Source organism: Campylobacter taeniopygiae (assembly GCF_005406225.1).
GTDB lineage: Bacteria > Campylobacterota > Campylobacteria > Campylobacterales > Campylobacteraceae > Campylobacter_D > Campylobacter_D taeniopygiae.
Genome location: NZ_NXLY01000009.1, coordinates 21985 through 45892 on the forward strand (window position 1 = coordinate 21985; position 23908 = coordinate 45892).

A 23908-nucleotide genomic window follows, 5' to 3' on the forward strand; every position below is an offset into this window, starting at 1 on the left:
TAATGATTAAATATTTTGTAACAAAATACAAAGGAGCATACATGCAGCAAAATCGTAGAGATTTTTTAAAATGGAGTTCTTTATTTGGTGGTTTAGCTTTAACCCCTATGCAGTTAAGTTCGAATTTATTAAAAACCTCGCCCATAGTAACAAAATGGGCAGGATGTAATGTAAATTGTGGAACAAAATGTCCTATTAAGGTTCATACTCAAGATGGGGTTGTAAAATACGTTAGCACGGACAATGAAGGAGAAGATGAGTTTGACACACGTCAAGCTAGAGCTTGTGTTAGAGGAAGAAGTTCAAGATATAAGGTTTATAATGCCAATCGACTTAAAAGGCCTTTAAAAAGAGTAGGTAAAAGAGGAGAAGGTAAATTTATGCCTATTTCTTGGGAACAAGCTTTCGATGAAATCGCTTCAAAAATGAAAGAGGTAAAAGAAAAATACGGAAATGAAGCATTTTTATCACTTATTCTACTGGCTCCTACGGCTCCTTGCTTGGAAATTGTTACGGATCTTTATCTCCTTTTGCAAGACTCTTAAGTTTGTATGGAGGTTATCTAAATTATTATAATTCTTACTCAACAGCACAAATTACAAATGCAATGAATTATTTTTATGGAGGATCTCCTGCAAGCGATATCGCGACTCTACGTTCTGCAAAACTCGCTATCTTTTTTGGTGCTAATCATGTAGAAACGAGAATGGGCGGAGGCGGCATAGGCTATGCTTATCATAAAGCTTTAGAAGAAAGTGGTTGTAAGATTATCCATATTGATCCAAGATATAATGATTCTTGTATAGGGCATTGTGATGAATGGATTCCAATAGCTCCTGGAACGGACGCGGCTTTAATTGCAGCTTTAGCCTATGTGATGATTAAAGAAAATTTACTAGATAGGAAATTTCTTGATACTTACACTATAGGTTTTAGCGAAAATACCCTACCAAGTGATGCGCCTAAAAATTCAAGTTATGAAAGTTATGTTTTAGGAACTTATGATGGTATAGAAAAAACTCCCGAGTGGGCGAGCAAAATCACAAAAATTCCATCTCGTCGCATCACTCAACTTGCAAGAGAAATCGCTTTAACCAAACCTTGTTTTATCGAACAAGGCTGGGGAGTGCAAAGACATTCTAATGGGGAGCAAAATGCAAGAGCTATTGCAACTTTAGCTTGCATGATAGGAAGTATAGGCATAGAAGGAGGTAATACAGGTTGTCGCACCGGAACAAGTGTCTATTATGATTTGATGACTATACCTTCTGAAAATCCTATTAAAGACTCTATACCTTGTTTCTTATATACCGATGCTATTTATCGCGGTAAAGAAATGACTGATCTTAGTGATGGGGTGCGTGGAACAAAACAGCTTAAACAAAATATCAAATTTATTTTTAATATATCTGGCAATTGTCTAACCAATCAGCACAGCACCACCAAAGAAGTCGATCGCATTTTAAGTGATGAAAGTTTGTGTGAATGCATTGTTGATATCAATGTTACAAGAACACCCTCTAATAATTATGCTGATTATATTTTACCTGATGCTACAACTTTAGAACAAGAAGACTTTATTCTTCCTAGCGCAGGATATTATAGCAATAGGCCTTATATTATCTATTGTCAAAAAGCCATAGAGCCCGTGGGTGAGGCAAAACCTATTTATGAAATGTGTATCGAACTTGCCAAAAGATTAGGTATAGAACAAGAATTTAGTGAAGGAAAAACTCAAAAAGACTGGTTAAAATATCTTTATGAAGAAAGTATGAAAAAAAATCCACTCTTGCCAAGTTTTGAAGAAATGTGCGAAAAAGGACTTGTAAAATTTGATCCGGTTAAACCTGTTGTCGCACTTGAAGATTTTATAAAAGATCCTATCAATCATCCTTTAAAAACCCCAAGCGGTAAAATCGAAATTTATAGTAATGAACTTGCAAAAATGCAAAAAACTTGGAAATTAAGAGAGGGACAACAAATCGTTCCTATTCCTGTGTTTGAAAGTCAAAGAGAAGGCATACTTGATCCTTTAAAAGAAAAATATCCTTTACAATTTTATGGATATCACTACAAAGGAAGGACTCATTCTAGTTTTTGGGAAATTCCACAAATTAGAGAAACAAACCCTCAAGAAATTTGGATCAATCCTATTGATGCACAAGCAAGAGGTATTAAAACAGGAGATGTGATCCAAGTTAGAAATGACTTAGGTATTATCCAAGGAATGGCCAAAGTAACACCAAAAATCATACCAGGTTGTGCAGTCACTCCTCAAGGAGCGTGGGCTAAATATGAAAATGGTATCGATGTAGGAACTTGCGTTAATTCTTTAGCTAGTATAGTGCCAACTGCTATTTCAAAAGGCAATGGACAACATTCTATTTTAGTAGAAATTGCAAAAGTTTAAGGAGTGTAAAATGAATTTAGAAGAAAACTCACAATTTGGTTTTATGCTTGATCAAAGCAAATGCGTAGGCTGTAGAACTTGTTCTTTATCTTGTAAAGATTATAAAAATATGCCCGTTGGGGTAAATTTTCGCCGTGTTTTTGAAACAGAGGGTGGTAATTGGACTTGCAAAGAAGAAGATGGGAGTGTAGAACAAAACGTTTTTGCTTATTATACTTCTATATCTTGCAATCACTGCTCTGATCCAGCTTGTCTTAAAGCTTGTCCAACAGGTGCAACTATGAAGGTAAAATGGGGTATAGTGAAGGTTGAAGATAGTATGTGTATAGGATGTAAAGCCTGTGCTATGGCTTGTCCTTATGGCGCTCCACAATTTAATCACGAAAGTGGGCACATGAGTAAATGCGATGGTTGCTATGATAGACTCAAAGAAGGAAAAAATCCAATTTGTGTGGATTCTTGTCCTTTTAGAGCCTTAAAGGCTGGAGATATCGCTAAATTAAGAGAAAAACATGGAAATTTAGCTTCCATCACTCCTTTGCCTGATGCAAGTATCACGCATCCAAATTTATGTATAGTGCCTGAAAAACATAGCTTACCTTCAGGAAATAAAAGCGCAATCTTTCATTTGCCACAAAATTATCAAGGAGTAAAAAATGACATCCTTTAATCATATTTTTAGCGAAATGCCTTTAGTGCTTTTTACCATACTCGCACAAGCCTTTATCGGGCTTAGCTTTGTCTATGCTCCTGCTTTTTTAAATGGCTATAAAAATTTTACTCATTTAAAATCTTTTGGGCTTTTTTTAGGTATAGCTATGATCGTAGCTTTTATACCTTCTTTTTTTCACTTAAATGACATAACACATATTTTTAATGTTCTTAACCGACTTGGATTTTTTTATGCTAATAATCAATGGTATGTAGGTTGGATGAATAATGAAATTTTATTCTCTTCTCTTGTTTGTGTTTTTGGCTTTTTACTTTATTTTAAAAATAAAAAATGGGTCTTTTTTCTAACATTGCTATGCGGAATTTTAGGAATTTTCTTTATGAGTGGCGCTTATGGTTCTATGCAAAAAAGTGTGCCGACTTGGAATTTTAAAATCACTTTGCTTTATTTTTTTGCTAGTGCGATTTTTTTGGGTTCTATTCTTTATTATTGTTTCTTTGAAGAAGGTGAACACGAAAGAAAAATGTCTTTTTTTGCAGGGCTTATTGGTATAGGATTATTAAGTACGGCTATTGTTTTACAAACCTTGCACGTAGGACAAACTTGGATTATGGGACTTGTCAATCCTTTTGAGCTTTTAGGGGGAACTTATATTTGGTTTATAGGATCATCTTTTGCATTTTTGGGATTGAGCATCACTTGTTGGTATTTAAATAACTATCTTTATGAAAAATTCCAAAGTAAATTTTTTACCTATTTTGCTCTATTGTGTGCTTTTATAGGAGTGTTTATCACTAGAATGCTATTTTATGGTCTAATAAGCACACAAATTATGCTAGGACACTCTTAATGAAACATCTAGTAATAGATATTTTCATTACTTTTTTAAAAAATCCACCTAAACAAGATTTGCTAGAGAAAATTCAAAAAGAACAACTCTGGCAAAGGTGGTTTTTAAAAAATGAAAATCCTTTACAAAAAGAAGCTTTAAGGCTACTAAGTCATTCTAAAGAAGATGAAAAGGCAATAGGATATGATTTTACTTGTCTTTTTTTAAGCGATATTGATTTTGTCGAAGCTCCGCCTTATGCTTCTTTTTATCTTGATAAAGATAAAGAAATTTACTCAAGTAATTCTGAAAAAGTCAAAAATATCTTTTTAAAATACAATTTTTTAAATTTTTTAGAAAATGAACCTCAAGATAGCTTGATTAATGAACTTTTATTTATCAAAGAATTGCTAAAAAATGATGACAAAAAAACCTTGAAAGAATTTTTAGAAAAAGAGTTTTTCACTTGGTTTAATACTTGGAACGATGACTTGGAAAAAGCAGCAAAAAGCGATTTTTATAGAGGTTTAGCTATGCTTATGGGAGATTTTTTTAATGATTTGAAAAATTAACATAGGTTATTTTTTTATCCTTTGATTTTATATATAATTGCCTTGCTATCAAAAATATATCGAAGGAAAAATATGACTCAAGAACAAATTCAAATCATTAAAGATTGTGTCCCTATTTTACAAAAAAATGGAGAGGATTTAACAAAAGAATTTTATAAAATTATGTTTAATGATTATCCTGAGGTCAAGCCTATGTTTAATATGGAAAAACAAATTTCAGGAGAGCAGCCAAAAGCTTTAGCGATGGCAATTTTAATCGCGGCCAAAAATATAGATGATTTAGAAAAAATGAGGTCTTTTGTTGATAAAGTCGCTATAACTCATGTAAATTTAGGAGTTAAAGAAGAACATTATCCTATAGTTGGTGCTTGTCTTTTAAAAGCCATAAAAAATCTTTTAAATCCAGATGAAACCACTCTTAAAGCTTGGGAAGTTGCTTATAATAAAATAGCTAAATTTTATATCGATATAGAACAAAATAATTCTATATAATAAAATCATTATTTGCTTAAATTATAGATATTAAAAATTTAAGCAAATAGGCAAAACTGTATTTAAACAATATTGCTAAATTAAAAGCCAAATGAAATTGAAAAATGTAATAAAAAGTCAAATTATGAAAAATAAATCGTCAAATTAATTTTTTTAAAGATTAGCAAATCAATTAAATTTTTATATACAAAACCTTAACTAGTTTTACAATTTCAATTTTTAAATTCTACAAAAAAGTATTTTGTTATTTAAATTTAAAATTATCGTAAAATTTCACTCAAATTCAGCAATCAAACTTTTAGCTTTTTCTTTGATATTTTCACCTTTTAACTCGCTTATATTGCCTTCTTGTGCAAGTAAAATTCGATCAGCGCTATCAAAATAAGCATCATCATGGGTAATAGCAAAAATAGTTTTACCTTGTTCTTTTAATAAAGGTAAAAGTTTTTTATAGAAAAATTTTCTAAATACCGGATCTTGATCTGCAGCCCATTCATCAAGAATTAAAACATCCCTTTGCTCTAGCAAAGCTATAAGCATAGCTAAACGCTTTTTTTGCCCTGTAGAAAGCTTGGTAAAAGTTAATTCATTATCCACAACACTTGTTTTATTTTCAAGCTCTAAAAAATTAAGCCAAAAAGCAATTTTTTCTTCGCTTGCAAAACCATTTTTACTTAAGGTTTTGCTAAAAAGATGAAAATCGCTAAAAACTGCAGAAATAAGCGATCTGTATTTTTTTAAGCTTTTTTCATCATCAATTCGCATATTATCCACATAAATTTCGCCATCACTTGGTTTAAAAAGTCCTGCTAAAAGCATACAAAAAGTTGATTTTCCACTTCCATTTTTGCCGATTAAAAATATAAGTTCTCCTTTTTTTATATCAATACTTACAGGATTTAAGCTGAAATTCTCTTCATAAGAAAAAGAAACATTTTTAAAAGAAATTTGTTTCCAATCTTTAATATAATCTATCTTTTTAAAACCTTCTTTATATTCATCTAATTCTAATTTTTCGATTTTATCTAAAGCAATTTTTGCTAAAAGCAAAGTAGGAAAAGAAGAGATCATAGAAACCAAAGGAGTTCTTAAAAATAAAATAGAAAGAGCTATAGTGGTTGCCTCATTTACACTTGCTAGATTATATTTTAAAGCTAAAAAAAACTCCATACCCACTAAAGCTAAAAGTGTTACGTTTGTCCAATTGTTTGATAAATTATTAAAAAGATTGCCTAAAGTGCTATTTATCTTTTTTGCTTTTGCATTATTTTCAAATTCAAGCTCATAATAAAGCTTAGCTCTATCTTGATTGATTAAAAGTTCTTTATGACCATCAAGTATATTTTGATAATTGTTTTGCAAAGTATCATCATTTTCTCTAGCCTTACGAAAATAATAATAAACTTTCATCATTAAAAAATGATTTGTTATAAAAACAATTGCGATCCAAACCGCACAAAAAATAAAAATTTCAACAGAAAGATAACACAAATAAACACTCGTGCAAAAAATCAAAATGCTTGATTGCAAAAAATCAGGCAAACGCAAAAGCCCAAAAGATATATTTCTAACATCAGATCCTAAAGATGCTAAAATTCTTGCTTTTCCTACCTTAGCCACTCGAAGCAAAGGAGTGTCTAAAATTTGCTTTACAATACGCTTTTGCATTTTAAAAATAAAATTTTGTCCAAAAATACTCAATCCAAGTTCTACTATAGTCGAACTTGTAAAAAAAACTAAAAGTAAAATTAGAAAATAAAAAATAGGTATATTTTGCGCACTTTTAAGCAAATAATCATTGATAAAAATTAGAGTAAAAACCCCTACAGTACTCGTTATAAAAGAAAAAAACAAAAAGGATAAAAATTTTAACTTATTATTTTTAAGCATTTCAACAATAAAAGACATTTTTTCAACTCCAAATAATTTTTATTATAACATTTTTAAAATGATAAAAAATAAAGTAATGATTAAAGATAAAGCATTTTTAAATTCAAATTAGATACCATTTCAAAAAAATATCAAGATGGATCTAATGAAAAAAATAATTTTTATGGGAACCCCAGCTTATGCAACTTGCATTTTAAAAGCTCTTTTAGAAAATGAGAATTTTAACATCGTAGCACTTTTTACCCAACCCGATAAAGCAGTAGGTAGAAAACAAATTTTAACTCCAAGCCATACAAAAGCTTTTTTAAGCAGTCATTCTTCTTGTATTCCGATTTTTACGCCTAAATCATTAAAAGATGAAGCAACCATTAAGCAAATTAACGACTTAAAACCCGATTTTATCGTAGTGGCTGCTTATGGAAAAATTTTACCTAAAGCCATTTTAGATATAGCTCCTTGTGTAAATTTACATGCTTCTTTATTGCCAAAATATCGCGGTGCTAGCCCTATTCAAAGCGCGATTTTAAATGGCGATGAAAAAAGTGGGGTTTGCACTATGCTTATGGAAGAAGGGCTTGATACAGGTGCTATACTTGAAAGTTTAGAATGTGATATTAAAGATAAAAATTCAAGCGAAGTTTTTGAAATATTGGCTAATTTAGCTGCAAAGCTTATCATTTCCACTCTTTTAAATTTTAAAAATTTAGTCCCTAAAAAACAAGATGAAAATTTAGCAACTCAATGTGCAAAAATAAAAAAAGAAGATGGGATGATTACATTAAACAACGCAAGAGAAATTTATCAAAAATATCTCGCTTTTACCCCTTGGCCAAATATTTTTTTAGCTAATGGTTTGAAATTTTTAGAATTAGAACTTGTAGATGAAAATAAAATATTTAAACAAGAAGGAGAAATTCTAGAATTAGACAAAGAAAGTTTTTTACTATCTTGTAAGCAAGGTATTTTGCGTATAAAAAAATTACAAGAAAGTGGAAAAAAAATCCTTGATGGGCGTACTTATTTAAATGGAAAGAGGTTAAAAGTTGGAGATTATTTGCATTGAAAGTATAAATTCAACCCATCTTTTTTTATGTGAGCAAATTCGCAGTGGAAAAATAACAAAAAATACCGCTTTATATGCCCTAGAACAAACTCAAGGAATAGGAAGTAGAGAAAATTCATGGCAAAGCTCGAAAGGAAATTTGCATCTTTCTTTTTGCTTAAAAGAAGAAAATTTACCTAAAGATTTACCTTTAGCTTCTGTTAGTATTTATTTTGCCTATTTGATCAAAGAAATTTTAGCAGATAAGGGTTCTAAAATATGGCTTAAATGGCCAAATGATTTGTATTTAGATGATAAAAAAGCGGGTGGAGTTATGAGTACAAAAATTTCTGATTTTATCATCGGAGGAGTGGGATTAAATATCACTTTTGCTCCAGAAAATAGAGCTTTATGCGATATTAAAATTTCCATTGAAAATTTAGTTAAAGAGTTTATAAAAAAGCTAGAAAAAAAAATTTTATGGAAGAATATTTTTAGCAAGTATATGTTAGAATTTGAAAAATCAAGACATTTTAGCATCCATTATGAAGGCAAAATTTTTTCACTTAAAGATGCTTGTTTGTATCAAGATGGATCAATTTTATTAGACAATAAAAGGGTATATAGTTTAAGATGAGCGAGATTATCACAATAGCAAATCAAAAAGGCGGCGTAGGCAAAACAACAACAGCTGTAAATTTAGCAGCTTCTTTAGCGGTAGCAGAAAAAAAAGTGCTTTTGATTGATGTCGATCCTCAAGCCAATGCTACAACAGGACTTGGCTTTAACCGCAATAATTATGAATATAATATTTATCATGTTTTTATAGGTAGGAAAAAACTTTCTGATATTATTTTAAAAACAGAATTACCACAACTTCATTTAGCCCCATCAAATATTGGACTTGTAGGTATAGAGCAAGAACTTGCTAAGGGCGAAAATAATGAAAAGAAAACCGTATTAAAAAATCAAATTCAAGAAGTTTTAGATGAATATGATTTTATCATTATAGATTCTCCTCCAGCACTTGGAAGTATCACTATCAATGCCTTTGCGGCAAGTGATAGTGTTATTATTCCTATACAATGTGAATTTTACGCACTTGAAGGTGTTGCCATGGTTTTAAACACCATTAAAATCATCAAAAAAACACTCAATCCAAAACTTAAAGTAAGAGGTTTCTTGCCAACCATGTATAGCTCTCAAAACAATCTTTCTAAAGATGTAGTAGAAGATTTAAAGCAAAATTTCAAAAAACAGCTTTTTACAATCAATGGCAATGAAGATGATTTTATTGTTATTCCACGCAATGTTAAATTGGCAGAAAGCCCTAGTTTTGGCAAACCTATCATACTTTATGATATAAAATCGCCTGGATCTTTAGCTTATCAAAATTTAGCTTATTCAATTTTAGGATAAAAAATGGGATTAAATAAAGACAGAGGCTTAAAAAGCCTTATGGGAAATGTAGAAGAGGTATATACTAGAGAACTTGGACTTGATAAAAATCAGGTCAAGCTTATCGAAATTGAAAAAATTATCCCAAATCCCTTCCAACCAAGAAAAGTTTTTGATGAAACAGCTTTAAATGAACTTGCAAATTCCATCAAAGAATACGGATTAATACAACCTATTATTGTATTACAAAAAGAGGATAAATTTATTTTAGTCGCAGGAGAAAGAAGACTAAGGGCTACTCAAATTTTAGGCGAAGAAAATATATTAGCTTTTGTATCCGATAGAGATGAAATCAAACTTAGAGAACTTGCTCTTATAGAAAATATACAAAGAGAGAATTTAAATCCTATAGAACTTGCTCATTCTTATAGAGATTTAATCGAAGTGCATAATATCACTCAAGAAAATTTAGCCGAACTCATTCACAAAAGCAGAACACAAATCACCAACACTCTAAGACTTTTAAATTTAGACAGCCGAACTCAAAAACTTATCATTGAAGGTAAAATCTCTCAAGGCCATGCTAAAGTTTTAGTTGGCTTAAATGAAAAAGATGAAAAAATGCTCGTTGATAGCATCATAGGTCAAAAACTCAATGTAAGAGAAACAGAAAAAATTGTTCAAAAGTTAAAAAATAAAGAAAAAATCGAAGAAAAAGAAGATGTGGAATTTGAAAATTCCATGCAAAATTTAAAGCAAACTCTAGGCAAATTTGGCTTCTCTTGCACTCATAAGAAAAATAATTTTATTATTCATTTAGAAAATATCGCTGAAATTAATAAATTGATTAAATTTTTTAATTAATTTAACGCAATTCTTATGTTTTATATGTTAGAATAAAAAGTTTTTTTAGGAATTATAGCAAAAAAGGGAAATTTTTATGTTTGAAGATATGCATCCATCTATAATGTTTGCTACTATGGCTATCTTTTTGGCTATGATAGTCATTTTAAATACTATGCTATATAAACCTCTTTTAAAATCTATAGATGAAAGAAATGATTCTATTAAAAATGATGAAAATAAAGCAAAACAATATTCTCAAGATATATCAAGTGCAAATGATGAAGTTGAAGCAATTTATGCTAATGCTAGAGAAGAAGTTTTTAAGATCAAGCAGCAAGCTATCAATGCTGCTAAAGAAGAGGCGGAGCAAGTTGTTAAGGCCAAAAAAGAAGAATTAGAGCGAAGGATGAGTAATTTTTATTTGGAACTCGAAAATCAAAAAAAAGAATTTAAAGCAAATTTGGATCAATATTTGCCAGATTTAAAGCAAACTTTGCAAAACAATATTAAAAAAATAGGAATAAAAGAATGAAAATTTTTTACAGTCTCATTTTATTAAGCCCTATATATGCAATGGCTGCAACTGAGTATGATATTGTTCCTAGAACTATTAATTTTTTAATTTTTATAGCCATTTTATATTATTTTTCAGCAAATTTTTTTAAGAATTTTTATAAAAATCGTATTATAAAAATTTCTTCTAAAATTGATGAAATTCAAAAAAACCTCTTAGAAAGTAAAGCGAAAAAAATCGATATAATGAAAAAAATCGAAGAGGCAAAGGCTAATTCTGTAGCAGCTATATCTATGGCTAAAAAAGAAGCAGATGCTCATGCTCAAAAAATCAAAGAAGAAGCTCAAAGTGAAATTGCTTTACTTGAGCAAAATTTTGAAGAACAGAAAAAATATGAATTAAGAAAAATGAAAAAAGAGGTTGTTTCATCTGTCTTGCAAGAAATTTTTGAAGATCCAAATATAAGCTTAAAACAAAATGAAATTATAGATATTATATCAAAGAAAGTGTCTTAACATGGATAATTTAATTGCAAAAAAATACGCAAAAGCTATCATTGAAAGAACAGATATGGAAGATTTTTACCATCGTTTATCTGTTTTAAATTCTGCTTTTTGTATGCCTAAATTTAAGGATATTGTCAATTCTAGCCAAATTCAAAAAGATAGAAAATTGGATTTATTGAATTCTTTTTTTGAAAAAGCAAATCCGAATTTCATCAATTTTTTAAAAATATTATTAAAAAATTCAAGACTTGATTATATTCCGCAAATTTTCAAGGAACTCCAAAGACAAAAGGCTCTTAAAGAAAATATATGCCAAGGCGTTGTATATTCAAAAGAAGCCTTGAGTGATGATAAAATAAAAGAACTTGAAAATAAGCTTAATTTGAAACTAAATACAAAAATCAAACTAAAAAATGAAATAGGTCAAAACGATGGTGTTAAAATTTACTTAGAAGAATTAGGCTGTGAAATTGCTTTTTCAATGAAAGCTTTTCAAAATAAAATAAGTGAATATATACTTAAAATTATTTAAGGAGAATATGTATGAATTTTAAAGCTGATGAAATCAGTTCTATTATAAAAGAAAAAATCGAAAATTTTGATTTAGATCTTGAAATTGAAGAAACAGGAAAAATCATTTCCATAGCTGATGGAGTTGCTAAAGCTTATGGATTGAAAAATATTATGGCCGGAGAAATGGTCGAATTTGAAAACGGCGATAAAGGTATGGCTCTTAATCTTGAAGAAAGTAGCGTAGGTATTATCATACTTGGAAAAGGTGAAGGTTTAAAAGAAGGCTCTTCAGTAAAACGCTTAAAAAAACTTCTTAAAGTTCCAGTAGGTAATGCTTTAATTGGAAGAGTCGTTAATGCCCTAGGAGAACCAATTGACGCTAAAGGTCCTATTGATAGCAATGAATTTCGTTGCGTAGAAGAAAAAGCTAAAGGTATTATGGCAAGAAAAAGCGTTCATGAACCTTTACAAACCGGAATTAAAGCGATAGACGCTCTTGTTCCAATTGGTCGCGGTCAAAGAGAGCTTATTATCGGTGATAGACAAACAGGAAAAACTACTGTAGCTATTGATACTATTATAGCTCAAAAAGGACAAGATGTTATTTGTATTTATGTTGCCATTGGACAAAAACAAAGTACAGTTGCTCAAGTTGTAAAAAAACTTGAGGAGCATGGGGCAATGGATTATACTATAGTAGTTAATGCTGGTGCAAGTGATCCAGCATCTCTTCAATATATCGCACCTTATACCGGTGTTACCATGGGAGAATTTTTTAGAGACAATGCTAAACACGCTTTAATTGTTTATGATGATCTAAGCAAACATGCCGTAGCTTATCGTGAAATGTCTTTGATTTTACGTCGTCCTCCTGGTCGTGAAGCTTATCCTGGTGATGTATTTTATCTTCACTCAAGACTTTTAGAAAGAGCAAGTAAATTAAGTGATGAGTTGGGCGCAGGCTCTCTTACTGCTTTACCGATTATAGAAACACAAGCGGGAGACGTTTCAGCTTATATTCCAACCAACGTTATTTCCATTACCGATGGACAAATTTTCTTAGAAACAGATTTATTTAACTCTGGCATTCGTCCTGCAATCAATGTTGGTTTATCAGTTTCTAGGGTTGGCGGTGCTGCACAAATTAAAGCAACTAAACAAGTATCGGGAACTCTAAGATTGGATCTTGCACAATATAGAGAACTCCAAGCTTTTGCCCAATTTGCTAGCGATCTTGATGAAGCAAGTAGAAAACAACTTGAACGCGGTCAAAGAATGGTAGAGCTTTTAAAACAACCTCCTTATGCACCAATCAGCATAGAAAAACAAATCGTTTCAATTTTTGCTGGCGCTAAAGGACATTTAGACAACATACCTGTTTCAAAAATTCAAGAATTTGAAAGTGGAATTTATTCATTTATTGAAACAAAATATCCAGATATTTTTGAACAAATTCGTTCCAAAAAAGCTCTAGATGCAGAATTAGAAGAAAAATTAACTAAAGCCATTAATGAGTTTAAATCAAATCAGCTATAAGGTCTTTTATGTCTAATTTAAAAGAAATTAAAAGAAAAATAAAAAGCGTTTATAACACACAAAAAACGACTAATGCTATGAAGCTTGTTTCTACAGCTAAACTAAAAAAAGCTGAAGAAGCAGCTAGAAAATCAAAAATATACGCTGAAAAAATTGATGAAATGCTAAGTGAAATTTCATTTCAAATCAATAAAATCATTTACAATGAAGATGATTCAAGATTTGCTTTATTTCATAAAAGAAATAAAATTCAAAATGTTGATTTAATTTTTATTACAGCGGATAAAGGATTATGTGGCGGATTTAATATCAAAACTTTAAAAGCTGTCAATGAATTATTAAAAGACTATAAAGCAAAAAACATTAATGTGCGTCTAAAAGCCATAGGTAAAACAGGTATTGAATATTTTAGTTTCCAAAGAATAGAATTATTTGAAAAACATATTGGATTAAGCTCTACGCCAAATTATGAAAAAGCTTGTTCGATTATCCATTCTTCTGTTAATGATTATGTTGATGGAATTACAGATGAAGTTATCTTAATCCATAATGGATATAAAAATATGATCACTCAAGAGTTAAAAGTTTCTCATCTTATTCCAGTTGAACCTGAAAAAATTGAAACAGAACCAAGTTCTCTTTTAGAACTTGAACCGGATAATGTTGGTTTGCTAGAAGATTTAATGAAAACTTATTTAGAATATAATATATATTATGCATTAATTGATTCTTTAGCAGCTGAACATAGTGCTAGAATGCAAGCGATGGATAATGCAACCAATAATGCCAAAGCTAGAGTAAAACAGCTTAATCTTGCTTACAACAAGGCAAGACAAGAATCCATTACCACTGAACTTATAGAAATTATCAGTGGTGTTGAATCAATGAAATAGTAAATTTTTAAGGAGAGTATTAATAATGCAAGGATTTATTTCACAGATATTAGGTCCGGTTGTTGATGTAGATTTTAATAACTATTTACCTCAAATCAATGAAGCCATTGTCGTTAATTTTGAAAGCGAAGGAAAAAAACATAAACTTGTTTTAGAAGTAGCTGCACATTTAGGAGATAACAGAGTTAGAACCATCGCTATGGATATGACAGATGGTTTAGTTAGAGGAATGGAAGCTCAAGCTTTAGGAACTCCTATTAGCGTACCTGTTGGTGAAAAAGTTTTAGGAAGAATTTTCAATGTTACAGGTGATTTGATAGACGAAGGTGAAGAAGTTGCTTTTGATAAAAAATGGGCAATTCACAGAGATCCACCAGCTTTTGAAGATCAAAGCACTAAAAGTGAAATTTTTGAAACGGGTATTAAAGTTGTTGATTTATTAGCTCCTTATGCAAAAGGTGGTAAAGTAGGACTTTTTGGCGGTGCTGGTGTTGGTAAAACAGTTATTATTATGGAACTTATCCACAATGTTGCCTTTAAACATAGCGGATATTCAGTTTTTGCTGGTGTTGGTGAAAGAACTCGTGAAGGAAACGATCTCTATAACGAAATGAAAGAAAGTAACGTTTTAGATAAAGTTGCCTTGTGTTACGGACAAATGAATGAACCACCAGGGGCAAGAAATCGTATCGCTTTAACAGGTCTTACAATGGCAGAATATTTTAGAGATGAAATGGGACTTGATGTATTAATGTTTATTGATAATATCTTTAGATTTTCTCAATCAGGTTCTGAAATGTCAGCTCTTTTAGGAAGAATTCCTTCAGCTGTTGGTTATCAACCAACCTTAGCAAGTGAAATGGGTAAATTTCAAGAAAGAATCACTTCAACCAAAAAAGGCTCTATTACTTCAGTACAGGCTGTATATGTTCCAGCTGATGACCTAACCGATCCAGCTCCTGCTACTGTGTTTGCTCACTTAGATGCAACAACTGTTTTAAATAGAGCTATTGCTGAAAAAGGAATTTATCCAGCGGTTGATCCATTGGATTCTACTTCAAGAATGCTTGATCCAAATATTATTGGAGAAAAACACTATAAAGTAGCACGTGGAGTACAATCTGTTCTTCAAAAATATAAAGATTTGCAAGACATTATTGCTATTTTAGGCATGGATGAACTTAGTGAAGAAGATAAACTTATCGTTGAAAGAGCAAGAAAAATAGAAAAATTCTTATCTCAACCTTTCTTCGTTGCTGAAGTCTTTACTGGCAGCCCAGGAAAATACATTTCTCTTGAAGAAACCATAGCAGGTTTTGAAGGAATTTTAGAAGGTAAATATGATCATTTACCAGAAAATGCTTTCTATATGGTTGGTAATATTGAAGAAGCAATTGCAAAGGCTGATAAAATCAAAGGTTAATAATGGATAATTTATTTAAAATTGAAATTATCACACCTATGGGTGTAATTTACGAAGGTGATATAAAATCAGTCACTTTGCCAGGAAGTGAAGGAGAATTTGGCGTATTAAAAAATCATGCGGCTTTAGTTTCTTCATTAAGATCAGGCATTATTGATATAGAAAAAGAAGATTTAAGCCATGAATTAATTGCAATTGATGCAGGGCATGTTAAAGTAGATGAAGATAAAACTAGTGTTTTGGCAAAAGGGGCGGTTTGGATTTCAGGATCTAATGAAAGTGAAATAGAAAAAAACCTTTCTAAAGCTAAAGAGTTGATCAAATCAATGAGTTCAGATAGCATTGCTTTAGCTGCCACTTTTTCTAAAATAGATAATCTAAAAGGTTAATAAATGAATTTTGAAGCAATATTTAATTTTTTTGGTAATTCGAGTATTATTACCTATGTAGTTCTTATTTGGCTTTCTTTGTATTTCATTCTTTCATTTTCTATTTTTTTTTCAAGAATCAGCTATATAGCAACTTGGAAAAATAAAGAAAAAGAAAGTTTAGAAACTTTACTTTTAGGAGAAAAAGATTTAAGTCGTACAGATTCTATTTTAAGAAAATGCACCGACACAAGTCTTAATCACTTAGAAATTTATAAAAATTTAGCCACTCGTCGCGCTTCAGGTGGCTTGACTTGGCTTAGTATTGTTGCTTCAACTTCTCCTTTTATAGGTCTTTTTGGGACGGTTATTTCTATATTAGAAACCTTTGGAGGTCTTGGAAATCAAAATTCTTTAAGCATTATTGCACCACAAATTAGCGAGGCTTTGGTTGCAACAGGTTGTGGAATTTTAGTTGCTATTCCTGCTTATACTTTTCATCTTATTATTAAAGCTAGAGCTTTTGAACTTTTAAGCATTATTGATAGTGAAATTAAAGTTTTATCCAATAATCACTAAGGCTTTACAATGCTATTTGAAGAACACAAACCAGAACTTAATATTACGCCTCTAGTGGATATTATGCTTGTTTTACTTGCCATATTGATGGTTACAGCTCCAAGCATCACCTATGAAGAAAAGATAAATCTTCCACAAGGAAGTCAAAAATCCACAAGTGCTCCGACTGTAAAAAGCTTAATTGTAAGCATCAATTCTAAAAAAGAAATTTTCTTAAATCAAGAAAAATATAATTTTGTAAGTTTCGCTGATAATTTAGCACAAAAAAAATCACAATTTAATACCGATGAACCTGTTTTTATCAGAGCTGATAAAAATTTAAAATATGATGATGTTATTTATGTCTTAAAAAGTATTAAAAACCTAGGTTTTACTAAAGTTGCATTACAAACAGAATAAAAATATGAAAAAATACGGCTTAAGTAATTTAAATTCTTTCTTATTGGCTTTAGCGGTTTATTTAATTGTTATTGCTTTTGTTTTTTTTAGACTTGTAACTCAAGTTGCCCCTGCCATACAATACACAGATTTAAAAGATAGTTTTATTGATATTGAACTTTCAGAGCCTTCTAAACAAACAACCGTTAATCCAAATACTCCAAAAAATTTACAAAAACCAAATGATCAAGTTGATGTCAATAAACTTTTTGCACAAACAACAAACCAAAGTGTTAAAACCGAAGATATAGATCAACAAGCAAATAATTTTAATGAACTTTTTGGCAATATAGAAGAAATACAAGATGCAAAAACAACAAAAATACAAGCGAACGCTCAATCAGCAAGTTCAACAACTCCTAAACCTCAAGCTTCAGAACTTATCAAAAAACTTAATGATAGCTTGATAGAAGAAGAAAATCTCACTCAAGGTGAAAGTACTAAAACTCAAAAAATGGGTGTTTATGATGAATTTTTAGGCAAAGTTGTGCGTGTTATTACCCAAAGATGGAAACAATACTATCCTAATAATAAAGAAATCAGTGTAAAGGTAAAAATCTTTATTGATGAAAATGGGAAATTTGGTTATACTTCAGTGGAAAAAAGTGGTGATTCTTTATACGATGCTAAAGTGGCGGAATTTTTAGAAAGTCAAAAAGGGAAATTTATAACTTATCCTCCACAAAATAAAAGCATAAGTATAATTATGAATTTAAAAGACGAAATAAAAAATCAACAATAATTTAGGAGAAAAAATGAAAAAAATTTTTACCATTTTCTTGCTCTTTTTGGGTGTCCTTTGGGCTGAAGATCCAACGATTACAGTTGTTAATTCAGGCGTAGTTTTACCAAAAATTATCGTTAAAGATAATTCTAATATAAGCGATATCGCTTTAAAACGTAGTTTTTATAATATAATCGTCAATGATTTAAAAGTGAGTTCAAATTTTGATGTTGTAAGTGATGCTGCTGAAAAAAGTAATTATGTTTTTGAATATACTCTAAGTCAAAATGGAAATAGCTTAAATTTAAATGTTAAAATTAAAGCCGGAGGAATTGAAAAATCAAATCAAACTTATACTTTAAATAGTATTGAACAATATCCTTTTCTAGCACATAAGAGTATCAAAGCTTCTGTTAGTGCTTTAGGCTTACCTCCTGTTGAATGGATGGATCATAAAATTTTAATAGCTAGAAATTCAAGTTCTAAAAGAAGTCAAATTATCATGGCTGATTATACTTTAACGTACCAAAAAGTTCTTATTGATGGTGGTTTAAATTTATTTCCAAAATGGGGCAATAAAGAACAAACTATATTTTATTACACAGCTTATGATAACAATATGCCTACACTTTATCGCTACAATTTAAATTCCAATAAAGCCTATAAAATTCTATCCAGTGGTGGTATGGTTGTGGCTAGCGATGTAAGTTCAGATGGAAATAAACTACTTATTACCATGGCTCCAAAAGATCAACCTGATATTTATCTATATGATCTAAACAGTAAAAAATTAACCCAACTTACAAATTATTCTGGTATCGATGTTAATGGTAATTTTATAGGAAGTAATGATGATAAGATGGTTTTTGTTAGCGATCGTTTAGGCTATCCAAATATATTCTTACAAAATTTAGATAGTTCTAGTGGTGCTGAACAAGCTGTTTTTCATGGAAAAAATAACTCAGCGGTTTCTACTTATAAGGATTTCTTAGTGTATTCTAGTAGGGAAGCTAATCAATATGGAGTTTTTAATATTTATTTAACATCAATTAATGGCAATGACGTAAGACAGCTTACAGCTAATGGAAAAAATTTATTCCCTAGATTTTCTAGTGATGGAGGCAGTATAGTTTTTATTAAATACCTCGGTGCACAAAGTGCTTTAGGTGTTATAAGAGTCAATGCAAACAAAACTTTTTATTTTCCTTTAAAGCTTGGAAAAATTCAATCTATTGATTGGTGAAGTTAGCATTATGAGTTGCAATTAATAAAAAATTTAGATATAATACGCTCAAATCTATTCATATTGGAAAGGTCGGAAATGAAAAAAATTCTTTTTAGTTCGATTGCCGCATTTGCAGTGATCATTAGTGGATGTAGCACAAAAAGCACTAGCGTAAGTAGCGATACTAGTGTAGATTCTAACAGAGGTTCAAACGGAAGAGATAATTGGGATATTGATTCAAGAATTTCTCAACTTAATGATACTTTAAATAAAGTATATTTTGATTTTGATAAATTTAATATTCGCCCAGATATGCAAAATGTTATCAATAACAACGCAAATATCTTTAATACCGAAGTAAGTGGAGTTAATATCACAGTTGAAGGTAATTGCGATGAATGGGGAACTGATGAATATAATCAAGCTTTAGGTTTAAAAAGAGCAAAAGCTGTTAAAGAAGCTTTAGTGGCTCAAGGAGTAAATTCAGATAGAATTTCTATTAAAAGCTATGGTGAAACAAATCCAGTTTGTACAGAAAAAACAAAAGCTTGCGACGCACAAAACAGACGTGCTGAATTTAAACTATCAAAATAATCTATGAAAAAAATACTTTCAGTAGCTCTTCTTATGGGAGCTACTTTACTTCATGCTGAAAACTCGGCTTTTGGTGCAGGAGATATAACTAGCAATAGTGCCTATGGTCTAAGCTCAAGCGAAAGATTACTCAAAGAAAAGCTTGATTCTTTAAGCAATAGCAATTCTCAAGCAAACGCAAGAATTGACGAAATGCAAGAAAGAATTGAAGGTTTGCAAAGCACTTTGGAAGGTATTAATTCTCAATATGCTAAATCTAATTCTAGATTAACCCAATTGGAAGCAAATAATGATAGTCTAGAAAATAACTTAACCATAGAAATTCAAAATTTAAAAAAATATGTTGAAGAAAGTAGAAAAATTCAAGAAGCTAATAATAAGCAATTTAAAAAAATCTTAACAGAACTTAGTTCTTTAGTCGATTCTATTAATGCAAATTATGTATCAAAAGAAGAACTTAAAGATATAAATTTAAGCATAAATAACATTTCATCAAACACTTCACATAAAAACACTGATAATACTTTAAATGAAAAAAAAGATGATAATATCACAACTAATATACAAATTCAGGATGCAAATAAAACTATAGATGATTCATGGAAAAAGAAGAAAAATAATGAAATTTTAGATTTAGCGATACAAGATCTCCATAAAGATTTATATGAAGAATGCAAAACCAAATTAAACCATCTTATAGCACAAAAATATAAACCGGCAAGAGCAAATTTTTGGCTAGGAGAGGTAGAATATAAACAAAAAAATTATAACAATGCCATTGCTTTTTACAAAAAAAGTTCTGCTATCAGCTCTAAGGGGGATTATTTTCCAAAGCTTTTATACCACACTGCAATTTCACTAGATAAAGTAGGTAATACAAAAACAGCCAATGGATTTTACAAGGCTTTAAAGAAAAATTATCCAAATACACCTGAAGCAAAAGCTTCGCCAAATAGAAAATAAAAAAGGAAAAAAATGTCAATAGAAAAAAATAATGTTGTTTCAATGTTTTATGAACTCAAAGATGCCAATACTCAAGAAGTTTTAGAATCAAATTTATACGCTCAACCTATTTCTTTTATAGTCGGAAAAGGACAGATTTTAGAAAGCTTAGAAGAAGAAATTATGAAGCTTGATTGTCCAAGCAATAGTGATGTTTTAATTAAAAAAGAAAAGGGTTTGGGTGAATACGATGCTAACGCTATTCAAACATTACCTAAAGAGCAATTTGCCGGAATTGATTTGAAAATAGGTATGGAACTTTTTGGTGAAGGTGAAAATGGTGAAACCGTTCGCGTAAGTGTTAAAGAAATTAATGAAAACGATGTTGTTGTTGATTATAATCATCCTTATGCTGGAAGAGATTTACTCTTTTCACTTAACATTGTAGATGTTAGACCAGCTAGCGAAGATGAAATTTTAACAGGCATTATTGCAGGAAGTCATAGTTGTGGATGTGGCGGGGGACACCATGATCACGATCATCATCACGGAGGTGGTGGCTGCTGCGGTGGCGGAGGTTGTGGTTGTCACTAATGAATATTGCCTTTATATTTCCAGGACAAGGATCTCAAGTCGCTGGAATGGGAAAAAGCTTTTACGAAAATTCTAAAAATGCAAAAGAACTCCTTGAAAGTGCAAGTGATTTTTGTAAGATTGATTTTAAACATTTGCTTTTTGAAGAAAATGATCAGTTAAATAAGAGCGAATTTACCCAACCTGCTATTGTATTAAATTCTTTGATGGCTTATACAGCCTTAATCGAACAAAAACCAGACTTACAAGCTGTATTTTCTCTAGGTCATTCTTTAGGAGAATTTTCAGCTTTGGCCGTAAATGGAGCTTTAGAATTTTTGCAAACTCTTACTTTGGTTAATAAAAGAGGATTTTTCATGCAAGAAGATTGTTCTAAAATTGAAGCAGGAATGATGGTTGTTTTAGGATTGGATGATCAAATCGTAGAAGAAATTTGCAAAAAAGCCCAAGAAGAAAATAAAAAAATATTTGCAGCAAACTATAACTGCGATGGTCAAATTGTTGTAGCAGGTTTAAAACCTGATCTTATAAGTTACGAAAATGAATTTAAAAAAGCTGGGGCAAAAAGAGCAATGCTTTTAAACATGAGTGTTGCAAGTCATTGTCCTTTACTTGAAAATGCTTCATCAAAACTTTGCATTGAGCTTGAAAAAACACTCAAACCAAATTTTAAAGCTGTAGTTTCAAATGCAAATGCAAAAATTTATACCGATAAAGAACAAGCGTTAAAACTACTCAAATCTCAACTCATTTCTCCTGTTCTTTATAAGCAAAGTATTAAAAATTATGAAAATGAAATCGATTACTTTATAGAATTTGGTGCAAGCATTCTTAAAGGTTTAAACAAAAAAATAAGCTCTAAGGAAACTTATTCTTTGACTAATTTTAGCGATATTGATGAATTTTTAAAGGTTATAAAATGAAAATAGCAATTTTAGGCGCAATGCCAGAGGAAATAACCCCTTTACTTGAAATTTTAAAAGAATACAAAAGTATTGAATACGCAAACAATACTTATTATCTAGCAAATTATAAAAATCATGAACTTATTTTAGCTTATTCTAAAATAGGAAAAGTCAATTCAACTTTAAGTGCAAGCATAATGATTGAAAAATTTGGGGCTGAAATTTTACTTTTTACAGGTGTGGCAGGTGCTTTTAATCCAGAATTAGAAATAGGTGACTTACTCTACGCTACGCAATTAGCTCAATATGATCTTGATATAACCGCTTTTGGACATCCACTTGGTTTTGTTCCTGGGAATGAAATTTTTATAAAAACAGATGAGAAGTTAAATAATCTTGCTTTAGAAGTTGCAAAAGAATTAAATATCAAACTAAAATCAGGAATCATTGCAACTGGAGATGAATTTATCTGCGATGAAGCAAAAAAAGCAAAAATAAGAGAAATTTTTAACGCCGATGCTTGTGAAATGGAAGGTGCTAGTGTTGCTTTAGTTTGTGATGCTTTAAAAATACCTTGTTTTATTTTAAGAGCTATGAGTGATAAAGCTGGAGAAAAAGCTGAATTCGATTTTGATGAATTTGTGATTAATTCTGCGAAGATTTCGGCTAATTTTGTTCTTAAAATGTGTGAGAAATTATGATAAACCTCAGCAAAAAGCTTATACGACAAGTTGCTCAAGCAAACGCTCAATTTGGGCTTATTAAGGATGGTGATCGCGTTCTTTTAGGCTTAAGTGGGGGCAAAGATTCTTTAGCTTTAGCACATCTTTTAAATCGTATGCAAGCTCACGCCCCTTTCAAATTTGATCTTGAAACTGTTACTTTAAGTTATGGTATGGGTGAAGATTATTCTCAATTACATGCACATTGTGAAGAACATGGTATTAAACATAGCATTCTTGACTCTAATATCTACGAGGTATCTGGCGACACCATAAGGGAAAATTCTAGTTTTTGTAGCTATTTTTCAAGAATGCGACGCGGAGCTTTATATACTTATGCTCTTGAAAAAGGTTTTAATAAACTTGCTATTGGCCATCATTTAGATGATGCAGCGGAGAGTTTTTTTATGAATTTCATCCACAATGGATCCTTAAGAACCCTAGCTCCAATCTATAAAAGCAAACGTGGTATAACAGTGATACGCCCTTTGATTTTTGTTAGAGAAAGACAACTTAGAGACAATGCAATACAAAATGAACTCCAGGTTATAGGAAATGAGTTTTGTCCTGGTATGAAACTCAGTGAAAAAAATGTTAAATTTCCACATGCAAGAGAAGAATCCAAACAGCTTTTAGCAAATTTAGAAAAAGAACATCCTAAACTTTTTACGAGCTTAAAAACCGCCTTTTCTAACTTACATACAGAAACTTTTTGGATGAATCAAGTATAAAAACTCTATGGAAAAAGCTTTTGTCATAGTTGATTATCAAAATGATTTTATCAACGGAAGCTTAGGTTTTAAAAAAGCTTTAGAAATCAAAGAAAATATTCTTAATCACCTAAATCAAATCGATTTTAATACCACACATTTACTCATCACTTGTGATACACATGATCAAAATTATTTAAAAAGCAAAGAAGGGTTAAACCTCCCTATAAAACATTGTATTAAAGATACTTTTGGTTGGAAAATGCCTGATGAATTTGATCCATTTTTAAAAAAAGCTCATAAAATTTTTTATAAAAATGCTTTTGGTAGTTTAGAATTTGCTAATTTTATCAACCAAAATCCATATAAAGAAATTTATTTTTGCGGCCTTGTTTCACATATTTGTGTATTTTTTAACATTATCTTAGCTTTTAGTGCAAATCCTAATTCTAAGATTGTCTTATATCAAAATTCTACAGCCAGCTTTGATAATGATTTAGAACATTCAGCCTTTTGCCTACTTAAGGCCTATGGGGTTAAAATAATATAAATTAATTTCTTATTTGGTTG

29 protein-coding genes are annotated in these 23908 nt (G+C 30.6%); 28 read left to right on the top strand and 1 reads right to left on the bottom strand.

Translation table 11 applies throughout. The features are described 5' to 3' along the window. Window positions 1–2 precede the first annotated feature (2 nt). From CQA75_RS09480 to cgb, 6 genes are all read left to right on the top strand, one after another. Window positions 3–545 carry a molybdopterin-dependent oxidoreductase gene (locus CQA75_RS09480; protein WP_281276527.1) on the top strand — a complete coding sequence of 181 codons (543 nt, stop codon included), beginning with the start codon at window positions 3–5 and terminating at the stop codon, window positions 543–545. Beyond that, window positions 497–2410, top strand: coding sequence for a DMSO/selenate family reductase complex A subunit (locus tag CQA75_RS05465; protein ID WP_281276528.1), 1914 nt, complete (start codon window positions 497–499; stop codon window positions 2408–2410). The genes CQA75_RS09480 and CQA75_RS05465 overlap by 49 nt, the downstream gene beginning before the upstream one ends. Window positions 2411–2420: 10 nt before the next feature. Beyond that, window positions 2421–3080, top strand: a complete 660-nt coding sequence (locus CQA75_RS05470; RefSeq protein WP_137622435.1) for a DMSO/selenate family reductase complex B subunit — start codon at window positions 2421–2423, stop codon at window positions 3078–3080. Next, the gene (locus CQA75_RS05475; protein ID WP_137624026.1) at window positions 3067–3933 is read left to right on the top strand and encodes a dimethyl sulfoxide reductase anchor subunit family protein; all 867 of its coding nucleotides are present in this window, start codon (window positions 3067–3069) and stop codon (window positions 3931–3933) included. The genes CQA75_RS05470 and CQA75_RS05475 overlap by 14 nt, the downstream gene beginning before the upstream one ends. Further along, the gene (locus tag CQA75_RS05480) at window positions 3933–4484 is read left to right on the top strand and encodes a TorD/DmsD family molecular chaperone (RefSeq protein ID WP_137624027.1); all 552 of its coding nucleotides are present in this window, start codon (window positions 3933–3935) and stop codon (window positions 4482–4484) included. The genes CQA75_RS05475 and CQA75_RS05480 overlap by 1 nt, the downstream gene beginning before the upstream one ends. A 72-nt stretch (window positions 4485–4556) precedes the next feature. After that, window positions 4557–4976 carry a single-domain globin Cgb gene (gene cgb / locus CQA75_RS05485; RefSeq protein ID WP_137624028.1) on the top strand — a complete coding sequence of 140 codons (420 nt, stop codon included), beginning with the start codon at window positions 4557–4559 and terminating at the stop codon, window positions 4974–4976. Window positions 4977–5249: 273 nt separating this feature from the next. Here the strand turns inward: cgb and CQA75_RS05490 are convergent, their stop codons facing one another. Continuing rightward, window positions 5250–6884, bottom strand: coding sequence for a multidrug ABC transporter permease/ATP-binding protein (locus CQA75_RS05490; RefSeq protein ID WP_137624029.1), 1635 nt, complete (start codon window positions 6882–6884; stop codon window positions 5250–5252). A 127-nt stretch (window positions 6885–7011) separates the two neighbouring features. On the opposite strand from CQA75_RS05490, the gene fmt reads away from it, so the two are divergent. The 22 genes from fmt to CQA75_RS05600 all read left to right on the top strand — a co-directional run bounded on the left by fmt (window position 7012) and on the right by CQA75_RS05600 (window position 23888). Further along, window positions 7012–7929 carry a methionyl-tRNA formyltransferase gene (fmt, locus tag CQA75_RS05495; protein ID WP_137624030.1) on the top strand — a complete coding sequence of 306 codons (918 nt, stop codon included), beginning with the start codon at window positions 7012–7014 and terminating at the stop codon, window positions 7927–7929. Beyond that, window positions 7910–8545, top strand: coding sequence for a biotin--[acetyl-CoA-carboxylase] ligase (locus tag CQA75_RS05500; protein WP_137624031.1), 636 nt, complete (start codon window positions 7910–7912; stop codon window positions 8543–8545). Before fmt ends, CQA75_RS05500 begins: the two co-directional genes overlap by 20 nt. Then, window positions 8542–9327: a ParA family protein gene (locus CQA75_RS05505; protein WP_137624032.1), complete on the top strand. Its 786-nt coding sequence runs from the start codon at window positions 8542–8544 to the stop codon at window positions 9325–9327. The genes CQA75_RS05500 and CQA75_RS05505 overlap by 4 nt, the downstream gene beginning before the upstream one ends. A gap of 3 nt (window positions 9328–9330) precedes the next feature. Next, complete coding sequence (locus CQA75_RS05510) at window positions 9331–10170, top strand: ParB/RepB/Spo0J family partition protein (protein WP_137624033.1); 840 nt, start codon at window positions 9331–9333, stop codon at window positions 10168–10170. 76 nt (window positions 10171–10246) lie between these two features. Continuing rightward, window positions 10247–10684 (top strand): FoF1 ATP synthase subunit B', encoded by a 438-nt coding sequence (locus CQA75_RS05515; RefSeq protein WP_137624034.1) that lies wholly within the window; start codon window positions 10247–10249, stop codon window positions 10682–10684. Further along, window positions 10681–11181, top strand: a complete 501-nt coding sequence (locus CQA75_RS05520) for a F0F1 ATP synthase subunit B (protein WP_137624035.1) — start codon at window positions 10681–10683, stop codon at window positions 11179–11181. Before CQA75_RS05515 ends, CQA75_RS05520 begins: the two co-directional genes overlap by 4 nt. Before the next feature lies 1 nt (window position 11182). Continuing rightward, a complete protein-coding gene (locus CQA75_RS05525; protein ID WP_137624036.1) occupies window positions 11183–11704 on the top strand; it encodes a F0F1 ATP synthase subunit delta in 522 nt (173 codons plus the stop codon). Window positions 11705–11715: 11 nt separating this feature from the next. Then, window positions 11716–13221: a F0F1 ATP synthase subunit alpha gene (gene atpA / locus CQA75_RS05530; RefSeq protein WP_137624037.1), complete on the top strand. Its 1506-nt coding sequence runs from the start codon at window positions 11716–11718 to the stop codon at window positions 13219–13221. Between the two features lie 8 nt (window positions 13222–13229). Then, window positions 13230–14114 carry an ATP synthase F1 subunit gamma gene (atpG, locus tag CQA75_RS05535; protein ID WP_137624038.1) on the top strand — a complete coding sequence of 295 codons (885 nt, stop codon included), beginning with the start codon at window positions 13230–13232 and terminating at the stop codon, window positions 14112–14114. A 25-nt stretch (window positions 14115–14139) separates the two neighbouring features. After that, the gene (gene atpD / locus CQA75_RS05540) at window positions 14140–15537 is read left to right on the top strand and encodes a F0F1 ATP synthase subunit beta (protein ID WP_137624039.1); all 1398 of its coding nucleotides are present in this window, start codon (window positions 14140–14142) and stop codon (window positions 15535–15537) included. Between the two features lie 2 nt (window positions 15538–15539). Beyond that, window positions 15540–15926, top strand: a complete 387-nt coding sequence (gene atpC, locus CQA75_RS05545; RefSeq protein WP_137624040.1) for an ATP synthase F1 subunit epsilon — start codon at window positions 15540–15542, stop codon at window positions 15924–15926. 3 nt (window positions 15927–15929) lie between these two features. Beyond that, window positions 15930–16484, top strand: coding sequence for a MotA/TolQ/ExbB proton channel family protein (locus CQA75_RS05550; protein WP_137624041.1), 555 nt, complete (start codon window positions 15930–15932; stop codon window positions 16482–16484). A 9-nt stretch (window positions 16485–16493) separates the two neighbouring features. Next, window positions 16494–16883, top strand: a complete 390-nt coding sequence (locus CQA75_RS05555) for an ExbD/TolR family protein (RefSeq protein ID WP_137624042.1) — start codon at window positions 16494–16496, stop codon at window positions 16881–16883. 4 nt (window positions 16884–16887) lie between these two features. Continuing rightward, a complete protein-coding gene (locus CQA75_RS05560) occupies window positions 16888–17664 on the top strand; it encodes a TonB C-terminal domain-containing protein (protein WP_137624043.1) in 777 nt (258 codons plus the stop codon). Window positions 17665–17677: 13 nt separating this feature from the next. After that, a complete protein-coding gene (gene tolB, locus CQA75_RS05565) occupies window positions 17678–18889 on the top strand; it encodes a Tol-Pal system protein TolB (RefSeq protein WP_137624044.1) in 1212 nt (403 codons plus the stop codon). 78 nt (window positions 18890–18967) lie between these two features. Continuing rightward, entirely contained in the window at window positions 18968–19465 is a 498-nt protein-coding gene (gene pal, locus CQA75_RS05570) for a peptidoglycan-associated lipoprotein Pal (RefSeq protein ID WP_137624045.1), read from the top strand. 3 nt (window positions 19466–19468) lie between these two features. After that, window positions 19469–20428, top strand: a complete 960-nt coding sequence (locus tag CQA75_RS05575) for a tetratricopeptide repeat protein (RefSeq protein ID WP_137624046.1) — start codon at window positions 19469–19471, stop codon at window positions 20426–20428. A gap of 12 nt (window positions 20429–20440) precedes the next feature. After that, window positions 20441–21001 carry an FKBP-type peptidyl-prolyl cis-trans isomerase gene (locus CQA75_RS05580; RefSeq protein ID WP_137624047.1) on the top strand — a complete coding sequence of 187 codons (561 nt, stop codon included), beginning with the start codon at window positions 20441–20443 and terminating at the stop codon, window positions 20999–21001. Then, a complete protein-coding gene (gene fabD, locus CQA75_RS05585; RefSeq protein WP_137624048.1) occupies window positions 21001–21924 on the top strand; it encodes an ACP S-malonyltransferase in 924 nt (307 codons plus the stop codon). Before CQA75_RS05580 ends, fabD begins: the two co-directional genes overlap by 1 nt. Then, window positions 21921–22607 carry a 5'-methylthioadenosine/adenosylhomocysteine nucleosidase gene (locus CQA75_RS05590; RefSeq protein ID WP_137624049.1) on the top strand — a complete coding sequence of 229 codons (687 nt, stop codon included), beginning with the start codon at window positions 21921–21923 and terminating at the stop codon, window positions 22605–22607. Before fabD ends, CQA75_RS05590 begins: the two co-directional genes overlap by 4 nt. After that, on the top strand, window positions 22604–23359 hold the full coding sequence (locus CQA75_RS05595) for an ATP-binding protein (protein WP_137624050.1): 756 nt from the start codon (window positions 22604–22606) through the stop codon (window positions 23357–23359). The genes CQA75_RS05590 and CQA75_RS05595 overlap by 4 nt, the downstream gene beginning before the upstream one ends. A 7-nt stretch (window positions 23360–23366) precedes the next feature. Continuing rightward, complete coding sequence (locus tag CQA75_RS05600; RefSeq protein WP_137624051.1) at window positions 23367–23888, top strand: isochorismatase family cysteine hydrolase; 522 nt, start codon at window positions 23367–23369, stop codon at window positions 23886–23888. The last annotated feature ends 20 nt before the right edge of the window (window positions 23889–23908 follow it).